Annotated in this window: 11 protein-coding genes and 2 pseudogenes; 4 read left to right on the top strand and 9 right to left on the bottom strand. The window is 63.0% G+C overall.

The window, feature by feature from the left end:
- Positions 1–22 precede the first annotated feature (22 nt).
- Complete coding sequence (locus HCN58_RS33800; protein WP_171583669.1) at positions 23–1,009, top strand: hypothetical protein; 987 nt, start codon at positions 23–25, stop codon at positions 1,007–1,009.
- A gap of 90 nt (positions 1,010–1,099) precedes the next feature.
- A complete protein-coding gene (locus HCN58_RS33795; protein ID WP_171583668.1) occupies positions 1,100–2,596 on the top strand; it encodes a hypothetical protein in 1,497 nt (498 codons plus the stop codon).
- A 27-nt stretch (positions 2,597–2,623) separates the two neighbouring features.
- On the opposite strand, the gene HCN58_RS33790 is transcribed toward HCN58_RS33795, so the two are convergent.
- The 4 genes from HCN58_RS33790 to putA form a co-directional block, all read right to left on the bottom strand.
- Positions 2,624–3,271, bottom strand: a complete 648-nt coding sequence (locus tag HCN58_RS33790) for a glutathione S-transferase family protein (RefSeq protein WP_171583667.1) — start codon at positions 3,269–3,271, stop codon at positions 2,624–2,626.
- Between the two features lie 53 nt (positions 3,272–3,324).
- Complete coding sequence (locus HCN58_RS33785) at positions 3,325–4,389, bottom strand: protein kinase family protein (protein WP_171583666.1); 1,065 nt, start codon at positions 4,387–4,389, stop codon at positions 3,325–3,327.
- Positions 4,390–4,421: 32 nt separating this feature from the next.
- On the bottom strand, positions 4,422–5,627 hold the full coding sequence (locus HCN58_RS33780) for a CaiB/BaiF CoA transferase family protein (protein ID WP_171583665.1): 1,206 nt from the start codon (positions 5,625–5,627) through the stop codon (positions 4,422–4,424).
- Between the two features lie 109 nt (positions 5,628–5,736).
- The gene (gene putA, locus HCN58_RS33775; RefSeq protein ID WP_171583664.1) at positions 5,737–8,748 is read right to left on the bottom strand and encodes a bifunctional proline dehydrogenase/L-glutamate gamma-semialdehyde dehydrogenase PutA; all 3,012 of its coding nucleotides are present in this window, start codon (positions 8,746–8,748) and stop codon (positions 5,737–5,739) included.
- 247 nt (positions 8,749–8,995) lie between these two features.
- On the opposite strand from putA, the gene HCN58_RS33770 reads away from it, so the two are divergent.
- Entirely contained in the window at positions 8,996–9,655 is a 660-nt protein-coding gene (locus tag HCN58_RS33770; protein WP_210266286.1) for a hypothetical protein, read from the top strand.
- Positions 9,656–9,798: 143 nt separating this feature from the next.
- Here the strand turns inward: HCN58_RS33770 and HCN58_RS33765 are convergent, their stop codons facing one another.
- The 3 genes from HCN58_RS33765 to HCN58_RS33755 form a co-directional block, all read right to left on the bottom strand.
- On the bottom strand, positions 9,799–9,999 hold the full coding sequence (locus HCN58_RS33765) for a cold-shock protein (protein ID WP_028351035.1): 201 nt from the start codon (positions 9,997–9,999) through the stop codon (positions 9,799–9,801).
- Between the two features lie 365 nt (positions 10,000–10,364).
- Positions 10,365–10,595 (bottom strand): hypothetical protein, encoded by a 231-nt coding sequence (locus HCN58_RS33760; protein ID WP_376701250.1) that lies wholly within the window; start codon positions 10,593–10,595, stop codon positions 10,365–10,367.
- 210 nt (positions 10,596–10,805) lie between these two features.
- On the bottom strand, positions 10,806–12,539 hold the full coding sequence (locus HCN58_RS33755) for an adenylate/guanylate cyclase domain-containing protein (RefSeq protein WP_171583663.1): 1,734 nt from the start codon (positions 12,537–12,539) through the stop codon (positions 10,806–10,808).
- A gap of 356 nt (positions 12,540–12,895) precedes the next feature.
- Between HCN58_RS33755 and HCN58_RS33750 the strand changes: the two genes are divergently transcribed.
- Positions 12,896–14,395, top strand: coding sequence for a glycosyltransferase family 39 protein (locus tag HCN58_RS33750; protein WP_171583716.1), 1,500 nt, complete (start codon positions 12,896–12,898; stop codon positions 14,393–14,395).
- Between the two features lie 1,412 nt (positions 14,396–15,807).
- Here HCN58_RS33750 and HCN58_RS37605 read toward each other — a convergent pair.
- A pseudogene (locus HCN58_RS37605) lies at positions 15,808–15,988 on the bottom strand (hypothetical protein); the annotation flags it as partial.
- Positions 15,989–16,502: 514 nt separating this feature from the next.
- Positions 16,503–17,533 (bottom strand): annotated as a pseudogene (locus HCN58_RS33740) (IS110 family RNA-guided transposase).
- Position 17,534 lies beyond the last annotated feature (1 nt).

The raw sequence follows: 17,534 nt of genomic DNA, 5'->3' as shown, positions 1-17,534 counted from the left end.
AATCAATTCTGGAGAATCCAACGTGAGCGATCAGCAACCCCAGCCCACCAGCGATGAAACTGGATCCCTTGGTGCCGGGCCAGCCGCGCCGGACAAGGCGGCGCCCAGCGAGCCGGTAACCGCCGCGGCTGAGGTCGAGCCCGTGAGACTGGCGCCCGAGCAGGAAGAGACCACCCCCAAGCCAGACGCGCCGAAGGTGGACGCCGTCAGGATGGAAGAGCCAAAGGTTGCGGCGAAGGACGAAGCTCCCAAGATCGACGAAGTAAAACCGGAGGCGCCGCGCCTCCCCGGCAACGTGACGATCATGTCGCCCGGCGACCGCGTTGGGGCCGATGCAAAGGCTGCGCCGGCGGAAGGATCGTCCGGCAAGCGAAGGATCGGCGCCATGGCTGCCGTCGTGGCGCTGGCAACGGTGGCAGGGGCGCTCGGTGGCGCGCTGGCGACCACAGGCGTTGGAAAGCTGATGGCCGGAGATTCGGCACAGGCTTCGGCAAAGGATAGCGCGCTCGAAGCCTCGGTGGCGCGACTCGATGCCGAGATCGTCGCGCTGAAAGCCAGCCTGGAGCATACTTCCAAGACGACAACAGGCCAACTCAACAAAGCCAGCGACCGCCTCGACAAGGTCGAGAAGGCGCAGGCCGAGCCGGTCGCCAAACTCGCCAAGCTCAGCGACACCGTCGAGAAGCTCCGCGCCGCCCAGGCGTCTGCGACGACCGCTGCGGCCGCGCCGGCTCCTGCAAAGGAAGTGACGGGCACGGTACCGCAGCAGGCTGCAGCAGCACCCACTCCTGCGCCTCCGCCGAAACCCGAACTCGCCCGGCTGCCCACTGTTGAAGGCTGGGTGTTGCGCGACGTCGCCAATGGCAGCGCATTGATCGAGAGCCGTCGCGGCATGTATGAGGTCTATGCCGGCGATCCCGTGCCCGGCCTCGGCCGGGTGGACGCCATTCGCAAGCAGGATGGCCGCTGGGTGGTTGTGACCAGCAAGGGCCTGATCGTCGCGCGCTGACTGGACGACAAACGAAAAGCAAGGCGCTTCACGGCCATGTGAAGCGCCTTTTTTCTTGAATAGACTTCGTTGCGCGGTGTTAGCTGGGACATGAGCCGCGCGCCACGATTTCTCGCCATCTTGTTTGCTCTGTTGTGTGGTGCTTTGCCGGCGTGTGCGGCACAAGATGCGGCGCTCGAGCGCGGTACCGCCATCACCGATCCCGCGACGCTGCGCGAACTCGGTGGCGGGAAATTTCGCCTCGACCGCATGCTGGTGCCGGAAAGGTCGGCGGAGATCCCGCTTGCGAACAGCGAATTGTTCGCCTTGCCGTCGATGGCGCCGGTGCGGCAGGCGATCGATGGCGAGTTCGATCGCTACGTGGCGCGGCATCATGCGAGCCTGCCAAAGGAGACGATCGGCGTCGGCGAGGGCTTTGATTTCCAACTGTTCGATCGCGCGCTGCTTTATTCGGCGGAGACGCGGTTCGTGCTGGCCGGTGTCGTCAACCGCATGGACCGCACTTACGCCGCGGAAGCAAGCTGCGGCGAGATCCGCCTGATCTACCGCCTGACGCGGATGAACAAAGCGGCTGGCGACAATGCTTCGCCGCCGCGGCTGCCGATGACGCTGAATCTCGTGCTGAAGGCGAGAGCCGAGGGTTCGGCGATTGCGTGTTCCGAAATTGCCAGGCGCTGGCTCGGCGCGTCGGCGAGCGATGGCCCGCTTGACCTGATCGACTATCAGAATGTCGACCGCATCGAGACCAATCTCCAGATCGCGCACGCGCCGAAATCGTCGGTTCGCGACTTCCGTACGGACTATCTGTTGAAGGTGTTTCGTTACGATCGCGAGGCGCGCGTGTTCACGGAAGCACCGATGGAAAACCAGATCGACCGCATGCGCCTTCTGGCGGATGACGGCTTCAAGCGCGAATTTAGGTCATGGCTGCTCGATCCCGTCAATCTCGTCGCGTTCGATCGCGGCACCGTGCTGATCCCGGAAAAATTCCTGGCCTCCGGCGCGATTGCGCCAACGCCGGTCGGGTTCGATCCATCGGACTTGGAGCCGGAGTTCGGATTGCTGCAAGGTGAGGGTGCCGTGTTCACCGAGGCTGACGTGGTGGCGGCGCTGAGGAAGGCCGCGGAAGGCGGCGCGAAGCTGCAGAATATCCGTTCGCTTGCCGGGTTCGAACGGAGGCTCAACGACGTCACCTGTTCCGGCTGCCACCAGACGCGCGGCATCGGCGGCTTTCACTTCCCGGGCGTCGATTGGATGGCGGACAGCCCGTCGAACTCGACCGTCGTGCCGGCGTCGCCGCATTTCTTCGGTGATCAGGTCCGCCGCCGCGATATTCTCGCAAGCCTGCGCGACGGCAAGCCGCCGGATTACTCGCGCGGATTTGCCGGCCGCCCGCAGTTGCGCGGCAGCACCGAACTTGCCGGCACCAACTATTACGACGGCTGGGGCGCGCATTGCTACGTGCAGGGCAAGCCAGCCGCCAACAATGACGGAAGTTTTCGCGACTGGACCTGCGCCGAGGGCCTGACCTGTCAGGCCACTGGCAAGACGTCGCGCTTCGGCATGTGCTTCGTCAAAAGCCGGTAGCGATACGCAAGGTCACTTGACGCGCTATTACTTGGCGTAGTGCGTCAGGCGCTTGCCGGGCAGAAGGTCATAGGCCGATTTCCAGCCCGGCAATTGCGCCATCCGCCCGATCCAGGCGTTGATTGCGGGATGGCTCGTCGCGAGATCATACCCCGTCTCGTCTGCGGGATAATGCAAATATGCCATCATGGAAATGTCCGCCACCGTCGGCCGCTCGCCGATCGCGAATGCATTCTTCTGCATGTGCTGTTCGAGGATCGACAGGAAATCGTCGAGGCGCCTGCGAAAATGCTTTAGCACATGCTCGTCCGGAGATGGCGTGAAGGTGCGGTAATAGCGGTAGGTCGCCATGTAGCCGGTGAGCTTGTGGTTGTCCCAGAACAACCAGCGCAGCAGTTCGAACTGTTCCTGCTCGGTCTCGCCGCCGAACCGGCCAAATTGCCTTGTGAGCTTGAGCAGGATCGGCGCGGTCTGCGTAAGGCGTTCGCCGTCGACCTCGAGCACGGGAATTTCGCCCATCTCGTTGAAGTCGCGCCGCCATTCCGGCGTGCGCGTGATACCGCCGCCGAAATCGGTCCAGACTGGCTCGAAGCTCTGCCCGCACAGAGTGAGCATCAGCGCGAGCTTATAGCTGTTTCCCGACTCCGGGAAATAATGCAGTCGATAGCTGGGCATCCGGGACTCCTTGTTGGGTTTAGGTTCGCTAGTCCGGTCGTCGCCGAGTGGCGCTATCGTCCGGCGACGAGATCGCGGCAGTTGAGATCGTCGAGCGCCAGAAAAATTCGCTCGAGGTTGGGCCACCAGACCCGTGGCGGGATGTTGAATGCGGCTTGGCCGACGGGCCGCAAGATCAGCCACAGCACCGAAAGCCGATAATCGTCGTCCAGTGCCTGGCGATCGTATCCGCGCACGCCCTGCGCGATAAGCGTAGCATGATAGAGGTCGAGTAGTGGCCGCTCCAATTGACGCCGAAGGTCGGGATACCACAGCATTGCCATCATATAGACGATGTCGGTCGTAGCCGTGTTGATGCTCCAGCCTTCCCAATCGATCAGTCGGACATCGCCACCGCCATCGCGCGGCAGGAAGCAGTTCCACCAGTGCGCATCGCCGTGAACGAGCGTGAGATTGCGGCGGGCATGAAGGCGCGTGAGTAGTCGGGGTCCCTGGTCGAGCAACCGTTCGTAGAGCGCTCGCCGTTCGGGAGACATGACCTGCTCATACCGATTGTTGAAACCCGCGAACTCGCGCACAAAAGTGTGCAGATACTGCTCCCAATCCGCGGCGGGCCAACTCCCGACAACGGCACCGAGATGCGGATCGTCCCACCACGCGGCGTGGAATTTCGCCCACGCCACCATGATGCTCTCGCATTGCCGCCTGGAAGGCGGCAACGGATGCTCGGTGCCGAAGAAATGCGAATCCGAAAGGTCTTCGAGCAGCAGGTGCCAAGCGGTGGTGTCAGTGCTCTCGACGACCTCAAGGCAGCGTGGCACGACGCCAACCGGCAGTGATGGCGCAATGTCACGATAGAACGCAACCTCGCGCTGATTCGTATAAGCTGAACGGCCGGCGCTATCGAGATGTCCCATCTTGAGGATCAGGAACTCCGGAGCGTTGCCGGCGTCACCTTCATAGCTCAGCCGTAGCCGGCGCGTGTGAGAACGCTGTTTGACGAATGCGTTCGCCACCGTGACGCCGCCAACGCGCGCCGGGCCGAGCAGGCCGCAATGACGGAGCACCTTGGTGAGATGCCTGGCTTCGGCCGCTGTCGGGAGGGATTCCGTTGTCATTCACCCGCTGATTTAAATTCGCTATCCGGTCATCACGCCACCGCGCCGGCCGCGCGCAGCTTGCCGATTGCGGCTTCGTCATAGCCGGCATCGCGCAGGATTTCGTCGCTGTGCTCGCCGATGCCGGGCGGCTTGCGCGGCTGGACTTTGCGGCTGCCATCCACCCAGATCGGACTATTGACCGTCAGCATCGTGTCGTTCTCGAATGGCACCAGCACCTCGTTCTCGATCATCTGCTTGTCGTTCGGAATATCGTCAAGGATGCCGACCACGCCGAACACCAGGCCGTTACCGTCGAGGATCTTGCGCCACTCGGCGAGCTCCTTGGTCGCAAAGGTTTCGTCGAAAATCTTGATCAGCTCCAGCGAGCGTGCGTGACGGTCCTTCTTGGTCGCGAAACGGGAATCGGTGACGAGATCCTCGCGGCCAAGGCAGCGCGCCAGCGTCGGCCATTGCCGGTCCTCGTTGAGCAGGGAGAGGATCAGCCAGCGGCCGTCTTTGCACTGGTAGTGGTTGGTCACCGCGTTCAGCGCGCGCTCGCGCGGGCGGCGCTCGCCAAATTTCGCGCCGACCAGTTTTGCTTGCGCCAGCACCGAAGCGGCCCACACGCCGTTGGCCATCAGGTTGGAACTGACATGCGAACCCTTGCCGGTGCGCTCGCGCTTGTACAGCGCTGTGACGATCGCGCCGTAGAACGCCATCGCGCAGGGGTGGTCGCCCATGCCGGCGATCGAGCGCGCCGGCGTCGTATGTTCGTCCGCCCGCACCAGGTCCATCAGGCCGGAGCGCGCCCAATAGGCGTTGCTATCGAAGCCGGGCTTGTTGGCTTCCTCGCCTTTTTCGCCATAGCCGGTGAACGAAGCGTAGATCAGGCGCTCGTTGTGGGGCGCCAGATGCTCATGGGTGATGCCGAGCCGCTGGCGCACCTGCGGCGGATAGTTGGTAATGAAGACGTCGGCCTGGGCGGCGAGGCGATGCAGCACCGCCTGTCCCTCGGGCTTTGAGAGATCGAGCGCGAGGCTCCGCTTGTTGCGCGCCTCCAGCATCCATGCGAAATTGTACTCGCTATGCGGGTAGCCCGGCAGGTTCGGCAGGTTGCGATAGGGATCGCCGGTGCCGGGAGGCTCGATCTTGATCACGTCGGCGCCGAAGTCCGACAGCACGGTGGCGGCCGCGGGCGCAGCGATGAAGCTCGCGCAATCCAGAACCTTGAGGCCGTCGAAGATACCTTTTTCCATAGTGCCGCCGCTCCGTGTGGCTTGTTGATTTTTTTTCGTGGGTCGGAATTTCCGCCAGCGAAAGCTGGAATTCGGATGCCATTTGACCCATGTCGGGCGGGTGATGCAACTACTCGCCGCCAGACATCAGTGCTGCATTTCCGCCGGCGGCAGCCGTATTGATGGTCACCGTCTGCTCGGTGGCAAAACGCGCCAGATAGTGTGGCCCGCCGGCCTTGGGCCCGGTGCCGGATAGCCCGTGGCCGCCGAACGGCTGCACGCCGACGATGGCGCCGATCATGTTACGGTTGACATAGATGTTGCCGACCTGCAGGCGCTCGATCGCCTCTTCCACCGTATCGTCAATCCGGGAATGGATGCCGAGCGTGAGCCCGTAGCCCGAGCGCTCGATAGATTGCAGCACCTGATCGAAGCGGTCGGCGCGGTAGCGCACCACATGCAGCACCGGGCCGAACACCTCTTCCGTGAGCTGACCGGCATCGGACAATTCGAAAATATGCGGGGCGACGTAATTGCCTTGTGGGGTCTGACCTGCAAAATGCACCCGGGCTTCCTGCTCCATGCGTTCGATATGCGCGTCCAGCCGCTGCTTGGCCTCGGCGTCGATCACCGGGCCGATATGCGTGGCGGGATCGCAGGGGTCGCCGATGACGAGTTCGCGCGCCGCACCCGCAATCATTTCGATCATGCGGTCGGCGACGTCGTCCTGCAGGAACAACAGCCGCAGCGCCGAGCAGCGCTGGCCGGCCGAGCGGAACGCCGAGGTCACGACATCGTCGGCAACCTGCTCGGGCAGGGCGGTCGCATCGACGATCATGGCATTGATGCCGCCGGTCTCGGCGATCAGCGGAACGATCGGCCCGTCCTTGGCGGCGAGCGCGCGGTTGATCGTTCGCGCGACCTCGGTCGAACCGGTGAATACGACGCCGGCGATATCGGGATGCATCACCAAGACGCCGCCGACCCGGCCGGCGCCCGCCACCAGATGCAGGGTGGAAACAGGCACTCCGGCTTCATGCAACAGCCGTACCGCCGCATCTGCAATCAGCGGTGTTTGTTCGGCCGGTTTCGCAACGACCGCGTTGCCCGCCATCAATGCCGCCGTGACCTGACCGAGAAAAATCGCCAGCGGGAAATTCCACGGCGAGATCGCGACGAAGACGCCACGGCCGCGCAGGCAGAGCATATTGCTTTCGCCGGTCGGCCCGGGCAGGGCCCTGTCTTCGCCGAACAGCTCGCGCCCCTGGGCCGCATAGTAGCGGCAGAAGTCCACGGCCTCGCGGACTTCCGAAACCGAATCGTCCAGCGTCTTGCGGCCCTCTCGTTGCAGCAGTGCGATGAAATGCGCAGCGCGCGCTTCCAGGAGATCAGCAGCCTTTTCCAATGCGGCTGCGCGTATGCTGGCTGGCGTTCTGCTCCAATCCCTGAAGCCGTCGAGCGCCGCCGCTACCGCTGCATTTGCTTCCGCGTCGCTCGCCTCAGCGATGCTTCCGGCCGGAGCTAGTTGTTCGGCAGCAATGGCCGAGACAAGCTTGGTCAACGCGGCGCGCTCGCCGAATTCAATGCCGCGCGAATTTCTTCGTTTGGGTCCGTAGAGGTCGCGCGGCAATGGAATGTGCGGATGATTTGCATTGTCAGCTCTGCCGATAATGTCGGCCGGGCGGCGCCGCAAGTGCGACGCCGGCACTGCCTCGTCGGCGGCGAGCGCAACGAAGGACGAATTGGCGCCGTTCTCCAAGAGTCGCCGCACCAGATAGGCGAGGAGGTCGCGGTGGCTGCCGACGGGCGCGTAGGTGCGGTGGGCGATATCGGAGCGATCTTCGCCAAGCTTCGCGTAGAGTGCTTCACCCATGCCGTGCAGGCGCTGGAATTCGAATCCGCTTTGGTCGGTTGCCAGTTCGAGGATGGTCGCGACTGTGAGCGCATTGTGCGTGGCGAACTGCGGAAATATCCGCGGCCGCAGCGCCAGCAATTGTTTTGCGCAGGCGAGGTAGTTCAGATCCGTCATCGCCTTGCGGGCAAATACGGGATAGCCATCGAGCCCGCGCTCCTGCGCGCGCTTGATCTCGGTATCCCAATAGGCGCCCTTGACCAGCCGCACCATCATTTTGCGGTCGAGGCTGCGTGCGAGACGATCGACGTAATCGATCACGTCAGCGGCGCGCTTCTGATAGGCCTGGATCGCGAGGCCAAATCCGTCCCAGCCCGCAAGCAAGGGATCAGCGACGGCTGTGGAGATTACGTCGAGCGACAATTCCAGCCGGTCCGCTTCCTCGGCGTCGACAGTGAAATTGAGGTCATAGGACTTGGCTTGCCTGGCCAGATCGATCAGCCGCGGGACAAGTTCCCTCATCACCCGTGCGCGGCTCACGGCCTCGAAGCGCGGATGCAATGCCGAGAGCTTGACGGAAATGCCGGGCCGGTCGGGCAGGGGACGGTCGTCGGCCGTACGGCCGATCGCCTCGATTGCGCTGGCGTAGGAAGTGAAATAGCGCGCGGCGTCGTCGGCGGTGCGGGCGCCTTCGCCGAGCATGTCGAAGGAGTAGCGTTGATGGCGCGACGAATGCGGCTGCGCCCGCGAGAGCGCCGCCTCGATGGTCTCGCCGAGCACGAAATGGTTGCCCATCAGCCGCATCGCCTGCCGCGTCGCCGCCCGCACCGCGGGCGCGCCCAGCCGCTTGGTCAGCCGTCCGATGGTCCCTTGCGGCGTTTCGCCGGGCTGGATCACACGGGCCGACATGCCGAGCGCCCACGCCGAGGCGTTGACCAGGAAGGCGCTTGATCTGGTCTCGTGATGGACGAAATCGCCCTGCCCGAGCTTGTCCTCGATGAATTGGTCGGCGGTGCGGGCGTCCGGGACCCGCAACAGCGCTTCCGCCAGCACCATCAGCGCCAGCCCCTCCTTGGTCGACAGCGCGAACTCGCGCAGCATGTCCTCGACGCCGCCCAGCGGATCGTCATTGGCCCTGATGGCTTCGATCAGCGCCGTCGCCGTGCGATCGATGCGCCCCTCCCGCGCCGCATCCAGCCGCGCGGCCTGGAGCAGGCGGGTAGCCATCATGCGGTCATCGGGCGCGTAGGGTGCGCTGAAGGGCGGGAGAGGCGAGGGAGGAATCAGCATCGGATTTCTCTTGGCTTCGGCCAGTCTAACGGGGGCGGGATGGTCGGAACAGGCCCGCAAGTCCCCTCAATTCCGCCAAGGACGGCGGCACGGATGCCGGCGGGGCGGGCGGAACCAACTGGCGCATGGAAAACACAGCGGCCGGAATTTGCGCGGCGTGGTCCACAGATCGCGGGCTTGCTTGTTGGCAGCGCAAGGGAGCCGCGCTAATCGTCAGGCACGCCGTCGCTTGGGAACAACAGGGATCATGAGAGACGCCGCTCCGCCGATACAGCAAAGCCGAACGCGGAATAGCTTCGCGGCCGTGCTTGGCGTGCTCCTCGCCGCGCTGTTTGGAGCGCCGCCGGCGAGAGCGATCGAGATGAGTGCCGAGGTCGCCAACCTCTATAGCTCGGTTTCGATCTATCCGCCTTCAGCCAAATCCATGACCGTGTGCTACGGCTTCGTCTGTCGGCGCCGCGAGATCCTCGAATTCACCGCCGGCGACCGCAGCGCATTGACGCAGATCATGGCGGCGGGCCGCGCTTCGGCCGCGGCCGAACGCGCCGCCGTGCAGAAGGCGGTGGTGTGGTTCGACCGCCGCCTGGGGCCGGTCATCGGCACCAACAAACGCGTGGCGAAAGCTGATTTCCGCTACTTCGACGACAAGCACAATTACGATTGCTGGGACACGACGCGCAATACCACCAGCCTACTGCTGGTGCTGCAGGAGTGGGGCCTGTTGAAGCATCACACGATCGGCGATCCGCGCTATCGCGGCAATACGCTGGTGTTGCAGACGCCGCACAACACCGCGGTGCTGGTCGATCGCGCCACCAAGATCGAATGGGTCGTCGATCTCTGGCCGCGCGGCTACCTGCAGCCACCGGACGTGATGACGGTTCAGAAGTGGGTCACGGAAGATTGAGCGGCCGGTTTCGCGCAACGATCTAGCCATCGTGCGTGCAGAAGCGGTGCCCGCTCCGCCGAACGCTCACAGTTTTTGAATTTTTTAAGCCCTACTCTCGGATTTAAGTCCGAGAGTGCGCCGTTGCCGATTGCGCGGTCGCGCTAAACCTTGAGGTTCTCGGCCGAAGTCTTGCCGCGGTTGGCGATCTCTTCGTACTCGACGGTCTGCCCTTCATTGAGCGTCGAAAGCCCAGCTTTCTCAACTGCCGAAATATGAACGAACACGTCCTTGCCGCCGCTCGAGGGCTGGATGAATCCGTATCCTTTGGTCGGATTGAACCACTTCACGGTACCTTTAGCCATTCACGTCGTCTCCGCGGAATCAAAAAAATAAACGAGCCGTCGGTCCCCGCACTAACCGGCATGCCCGTACCATCAGGATACGCGGGTTGGGGCAGGCTGGGTAGCGTAAACGGACCAGCCGTTTTGGCAAAAAAGCGCCCATTCCCAGCCGATTTTCGCCGTTTTGCCGGTTTCGCGCTTATTTGACGCGGCCGGCGGCCGGCAATTCCAATTTTTGGTGCGCGGATCGATCCGCTGCGTTGACGCCGTTCTTCCGCCTGGAGGAGGCGGCGGCAGGCCCTCGGCATGGCGCTGCACATCACGAACGCAAAACCCCGGCCGCGTGAGCGCCCGGGGTTCTGCACCGAATGAAGGTTGCACCTGTATCAGTAGCAGACGTTCACCGTGCGCCAGCGGAAGCCGTACGGCGTCAGCACGCGGCGGGTCACGTAGCAGCCTTCGTAGCCATAGCCACCAGCGAAGCCGGCGCCGAAGCCGGGGTGCCAGTGATGGTGATGATGCGGGAATTTCGGCCAGATCACCGGACCGGCCGACGCGGACGTGGAGGCCAGCGAAATGGCGGTAAGCGAAGCAGCGGCGGCAAGCGCGAGAGTCACTTTGCGAAAAATGGTCTCTCCTTGAACTGTGCGCGTTCGAGGTTTCGTCTTGGCGCGGGTTTAGGTTTCAGTCCTAACCATCGCCAATCCGTCGTGTGCCCAAGAGAGCGGGTTCGAGGAATCTGCGCCACGTTCGCCGACAATTTTCTGAACGATTATTCAGGTGTGAAAACATCACACATGCTCCGAACCGCTATCACTGAAGCGGTTTCACGCTGCCGCGCTTTGCTGTTCGTTAACCAACGCCGACAGGGTTCGTGCATCCGTTACCGCTCGTACGATCATCGGCTCGTTGCGTCCGCGAATCTCGACGTCATGCTGCGGCAATGCATCGGCGGCGAGGCCAGCGGTAGCGCGAACTTCATCCGAGATGATGAGTTCGCATGCAAGGCTCTTGGTCATGTCCTGCAGCCGCGCCGCGACATTGACGGGATCGCCGAGCGCGGTGAACACCATGTGATCGCGGTAGCCGATATCGCCGACGATCACTTCGCCGCCGTTGATGCCGATGCCGAAGCGGATCGGCTCGCGCAAATCATGTTCGAGAAATTTATTCAATTCGTCGACATTGGCGGCGATCATCGCTGCCGCGCGCAACGCCTGGCGGCAGGCGTTCTGCCGGCTGGTCGAAAGCCCGAACAGCGCCAGCATGCCGTCGCCGACGAACTGGTTCGGCATGCCGCCGCTCTCGATCACCGCCTGCGACACCGCGCCGAGGAACCGGTTGACGATGAAGACGGTGTCGAACGGCAGGCGCTTTTCCGCAAGTTTGGTCGAGCCGCGCATGTCGACGAACATGTTGACGAGATAACGCTCCTGTCCGATCCGGGTCGGGTTCGAGGCGTGACCGCCGGCGGACATCGTGTGCGGCAGAAAAAGCTGAAAGAACGACAGATCGGCTGCGGGGCGCAATTGGCAGGCCAGCCGAATGGATGGATCCGACGTGCCGACCCGGCCGAGCACGAAAGCCTCGCGCTGCGAGGGCTCCGGCAACGCGCTGCAATCCCCGATGATGCGAATGCGGCAGGTCGAACAGCGGGCGCGTCCGCCGCAGACGCTGGCGTGCGGCACGTTATTGCGCAGGCTGGCCTCCAGCACGCTGAGCCCCTTCGGCACACGGACGGTGCGCCCGTTGCCGTAGGAGAGGCTGATCATGCCGCGGCGGCGCTCATTGATGGCGCGGACGCCTTTCGCCACCAACGCGATGCCGATCAGGCCGAAATAGCCGAACAGGAAATAGTCGGTGATGCGTTCGAGCGCTTGCGCCTCGGCCCGCGTGCCGATCTGGCGCTGAGACTGGGTTTCCGCTCGCCATTCGACGCCGTCATTGTCAATGACCATGCGCCCGCTCTGATAGAAGCCGAGCATGGCGAGCGTCGGAATCAGCACCGCCGCGGCGAGCAGGAATGGCGCCGCGCGCTTGTAGAACGCCCGCATCCGGAGCCAGAGATAGAGCCCGATGCAGCCATGAACCCAGGCGATGGTCATCACCGCGAGCATCAGCCAGATCCGATACGGTGCCCAAATCCAATACAGGAACAGCACCTGTGGATAGAGTTTTTCGTGTCCATAAAGCGTCTGGCCGAGCCGGACGCCGATGATATGGGCGATCACCAACATCGGCACGCTGAGGCCGAGCGCAAGCTGCAGCGGCTCGATCGCCTTCCAGCGGAATTGCCGGCGTTCATAGAGCGCCCAGATGCCGAGCGCGGTGTGCACCAGACAGGCGGCGTAGAACAGGATCGTGACGGGCAGGAACTGCCAGAACGAGGTGTGGACATAGACGCCGGTCGCCAACGCCTCCAGCGAGATGTTGCCGAGCGCGTGGTTGAGGAAATGGCTGACCAGATAGGCGAACAGGATCACGCCGGTGGCAAGGCGGACCTGCCGGAGGCTGATGCCGCGGAGGAAGGTCGTCAGTTGTTCTCGGGAGAGGGCGGCCATGCGATCCATAGGGTCAATATCGGGCGATGGTAGCGATTACTTCATGCGGTGAATACCATCTCCCGTCGTCCCTCCGAAAGCAGGGACCCATGCTCTGCGGCCTATCCATGATGCCGTGGCTCATGTTGTTCTCCTTACCGCGATCGCTGGTCATGAGTCCCTACGCCCGTGCGCAATGCGCACTAGGCAGGGACGACGGAGGGAGCATTTTTTCGGCGGCACGTTGACACCCCCGGGGCAGTCAGAGAGAAAGCGCCGTGACCATAGCCCCGGCCAATAACTGCCAAGCCAAACCTGATCGTTCCGCCACGCCGCCCTGGCTCGTCGTGGCGCTGCTGATCGCCGCGTTGACGGCGATGCGGCTGGTCTATGCGGGCGTGCTCGATCTGCGCACCGACGAGGCCTATTACTGGACCTGGTCGAAGGAGAGCGCGCTCGCTTTTCTCGATCATCCGCCCGGCGTCGCCTGGTCGATCCGGTTCGGCACCGCGATCTTCGGCGACACCACTCTCGGCGTGCGGTTCGGCGGCATCGTCGCGATGCTGGTCACACAGCTCCTGCTCGCCGACATCGTCCGGCGCGTGACGCATGATGCTCGCGCCGTCATTTTCGCCATGCTGTTGCCGGAAGCTGCGCTGTATTACGGGCTGTTGATGGCGAAGGTCGCGCCCGATACGGTGATGATCCCCAGCGCGGTCGCGATGCTGTGGGCGTTGGTGCGCCTCAACGAGAGCGGCAACCCGCGCTGGTGGCTTGCCGCAGGGCTGTTCGCGGGTCTCGCGCTGCTGTCGAAATTTACCGCGATCATGCTGTTGCCGGCGGTGATCGCATTTGTGCTGGTGCCGGACTGGCGCCATCGCTGGCTGCTCAGCCCATATCCGTGGCTGGCGGCGGTGATTGCGGCGATCGTGTTTTCGCCGGTCTTGGTCTGGAACGCGGAGCACGACTGGGCCTCGTTCCGGTTCCAGTTCGTGCGCGCGGTCGCCACCCATCAATTGTCGTTTCGCACCGTCGGCGAATTTATCGGCCTGCAGTTTGGGCTCGTCGGCTTCGTGCTGCTGCCGGTGGTGCTGTCCGGTGTGGCGCTGACGGCCTGGCGCGGCTATCGTGCCCGCGAGCCGGTCGCGATCCTGCTGTCGACCGCCGTGCTGGTGCCGTTCCTCTATTTCCTCTGGAAATCGCTGACGCTGCGCGTCGGCGACACCTGGCCGATGTTCCTGTGGCCCGCCGGCTTTGCCGCAACCGCCATCAACCTCGTCATGCTGCCGCGCCAGGGGTTTCCGGAATGGATGGTTCAATCGACGTTTCGGTGGGCGAGGGTGGCCGTTATCTCCGGCATCGCCTTTGTGGTTGCCGTGTTCTTCTACTACGTCGCGGCGCCCTGGAATTTCATCGGCCGGACCGATCCCATCGGCGGCGAGGCCGGCTATGAGCGGGTCGCGGCGCGCGCGCGGGAGCAGTTGCAGAAGACCGGTGCGACCTGGATCGCGGCGTCGGACTATCGCACCTATGCAATGCTGCGCTGGCATTTCAACGGGCAGGTGCCGGTGATTCAGATCAACGAGCGCGGCAGGTTTCAGGGCTTTCGCGATCCCGGCATGAACCTGATCAAGGATCATCCCGGCCTCTACGTCGCCCGCGAGCCGGACCATCGCCTGCCGCTGTGGGATCTCACGACCGCGAAGCGGCAGCCGCTGGAGCGGGTCGAGCGCGTCTGGCGCGGGGTGGTGATGGATACCTATGCGCTGGAAAAACTCACCGGCTGGACGCCCGAACTTTCGCCGCCGCCGGATTCGCCGCTGTTCCGCTGGCGCGTGCTGGCAGGGGATTTGGGGCGCGACGCGGTCGCTTCGTAGCCTCTGCGTTCTCGGTGACGTGACCTCGTAGGATGGGTGCAGCGAAAGCGATACCCATCAACTTTAGGCATTGTGTGATTGATGGGTTTCACTTCCCGCTCTACCCATCCTACGAGACGCACATTCGTGATCTCGCGACGCATTGCGCCCGAGGTTTGCTCTCAACTTCCCGCCCTCTTGTTCAGAGGGCGCAGGGAAGACCGGGTGCACGCCGCACCCGCGGTCTCGTGTGCAATTGCGCATAAAGAAAACTCACACGAGCATACAGGTTCGGCGGAGGCATCCGGCCTTCCCTGCGCAATGGCTTTACGGCTTACTTCGTGCTCTTCCCGGTGAACGGCTTTCTTGCCACCGTCGCCTCCGAGAAGCTTCGCTTCTCTCGGACTTAACGCCAGCACCGCGGCGCCAGAACCACACGACTTCACCGTACGCTTTCGGCGCGTACGTCTTTCGCGTCATCAGCGTCCATCGCATCTCACCGCACGTTCGTGACGATCGCGAAGCGCCCTCATCTGCCGTGAGACGGGCGGAGTTATGCGGCTGATTTGGCCATCATGTTAAGCGGAATATTTTTTGATTCTTTTTGATTCCTGGGCTTGACACGATTTCGGAAAATCAGAAGTGATTTGCCCGTCGTGTTGATTTGCCGCATATTGAAAATGCGCTTGTGCGCGCGAAGTAAATCAGTTCGCAGAACCGCGGGGTGCGCAAAGCGCAAGCGTGCCCACCACCGCGAGCGGCGAAATCCGTTCCGGGTCAGAAGCAGAGTCATGACTCGCCCGGCTCTACGTCAGTTCTGCCCTCGAAAGCGGACGTTCGCGGCGTTACATACCAATACAGCTTTGGGCCAAAATCTTATGTGTTGACGGCGGCTCCGAGGCGGCTTTGGAGCCGCCTCGTTTCTCGTATGCTCACTGGCAGGCGTACATCTGTCCCTCGTCAAGCTCGGTCATGGTACCGGGCTCGCACCGGATGGTGTTGCGCGCCTGGGAGTCATCCCACCCGCTTTAGCCGTACCAGGGGCCGCCCGCGTAGCAGGCCCTTACTGCGTAGTGAGGGGTGCTACTAATTGGACAACGAGACCTCACGCTATTGCGTCTTGATGGTCCCGTTCGCGTTGAAGTTGTCCTTTGGGTTATACCCTGAGTCATGGAGATTTTTGATATATTGGGCGCGGTCGCTGCTGCTCACACCGCCCCACGCCGCGGATGGACCACCGTAGTAGGTCGCCCTGGCGCCCCGAACATTCCCACCGTAGTAAGGACCACCTGCGTAGTAACCTGTGCCTGTTTGGTAGGGGTTGCCTCCCCATCCCCAGTTAGGTGAGGTGGCCGCGACCGCGCCAGCCGTGCCGATCGCGGCAGCCGTGCCGACCGCTGCGGCGCCTGCGCTGACACCGGCGCCGTAAACAGCCCGCCGGTTGTGCCGGCGCGCAACACCGGCAGCGCTCACCGGGGTCAGCGGGCGACCTACCCGCGCCTGGGCGCTCTCGATTGACAGCGAGATGCCGCCTTGCTCAGACCAACCGAGGGACAACAATGCCGCACACGTAAAGGCAGAAGCTGCAAGGGCAGTCTTTCGTGCATGTTTCATGGGCTTTCTCCGTTGTGCAAAGAACATCAATGTTGCACGCGTGCCTACGTCACCGTGCCAGATCGAGTTCCGACTTTTTAGCGGAAATGTTGATAACGTTCATGTTACTGCCGATGCTCGCGATAGCGCTCCCGCGTTCCCCACTTCTGCAAAGGGTCACAAGCGGCGGTCGAGGCAAGCGCGGCCCGTCGTCCGGTTTACCCTTAACAGTCGACGTGACAATGACTTGAGCGCTGTTCGGTTAAGGGCCATGTGTGGACGGCTCCTGGTTGGCAAGGAGAATTTTCACTTTGCGCCGTTGGTCGGAGCGGCCATGTGTTCGGCCTGTTTGCGCGGTTCACATAACCGCTGGCCATAATGCCCTCCGCGGATCAGGTCCCGATCAAAAGCACGCATTCGAAGATGCCATGGCCCATGTGGGTTGTCCTGATCGCCGGATCGACCGGCGCTGCATTAAGTGCTGTTCGCCCTTCGAACCGTTACGTCACACCGGTGTGTCCGGCTGTGATCTCGTTTACGCCGTGAGAGCGGCGGGTTCCTTGTAGCGTTCGTTCCTGGCCATCATCGCCCAGGCCATCCTGGCGAGCTTGTTGGCGAGCGCGATGGCGGCGACCTTGGTGGGTCGCCGCGCCAGCAGTCCCGTAAGCCAGGGCCGATGCCCGGTGCCATGGATCTTGGCATAGCGGATCACGGCGAGTGCGCCTGCCGTGAACAGGCTGCGCAAATAGCGATCGCCCTGCTTGCTGATACTGCCAAGCTTGTCCTTGCCTCCGCTCGAGTGCTGCTTCGGCACGAGCCCAACCCAGGCCGAGAAATCCCGACCCGATCGGAAGACCTTGGCATCGGCAACGCTCGCGACCAGCACTGTTGCCAGCGCCGGCCCGACGCCAGGGATCGCGTCTAGCCGCTTGCTCGTCACGCTCGATCGATGCCAAGCGATGATGCGTCGGTCGAACTCCAGGATTTGGGCCTTCAGTGCCCGCAATTGGCTGCCGAGAGCCGCAAGACACGCGCGGGCCACCTCCGGGAGCCGGCGGTCGGCTGTATCGGCGACGACTTCCAGCAGTTGCTCGACACCCCGGCGCCCGACCGGGGCGACAATCCCGAACTCGGCCAGATAGGCGCGGATTGAGTTGATGACAGCCGTCTGCTGGCGGATGAAGAGATGGCGCGCTCGATGAAGCATCAGACAGCTCTGTTGCTCGACCGTCTTGGTCGGCACGAACCGCATGTTTGGTCTCGTGACCGCTCGCAAATCGCCTCCGCGTCCGTGCTGTCGTTCTTCTGCCGTTTGACGTAGGGCTTCACATAGGCCGGAGGCATCAACCGCACCCTATGTCCAAACGCCTGCAGTTCGCGGGACCAATAATGGGATGACGCGCAAGCCTCGATCCCCACCAGGCACGGCGGCAACTTCTCAAAGAAGGACAGCACCAAACGGCGCTTGAGCTGGCGGCGGATCACCACCTGACCGGCTGCATCGACGCCATGCACTTGAAAGACCGACTTCGCGATATCCAGACCAATCGTCGAAATTGACTGCATA

It is taken from the genome of Bradyrhizobium australiense (genome assembly GCF_013114825.1).
Lineage (GTDB): Bacteria > Pseudomonadota > Alphaproteobacteria > Rhizobiales > Xanthobacteraceae > Bradyrhizobium > Bradyrhizobium australiense.
This window is presented reverse-complemented; position numbering and strand designations above follow the sequence as displayed.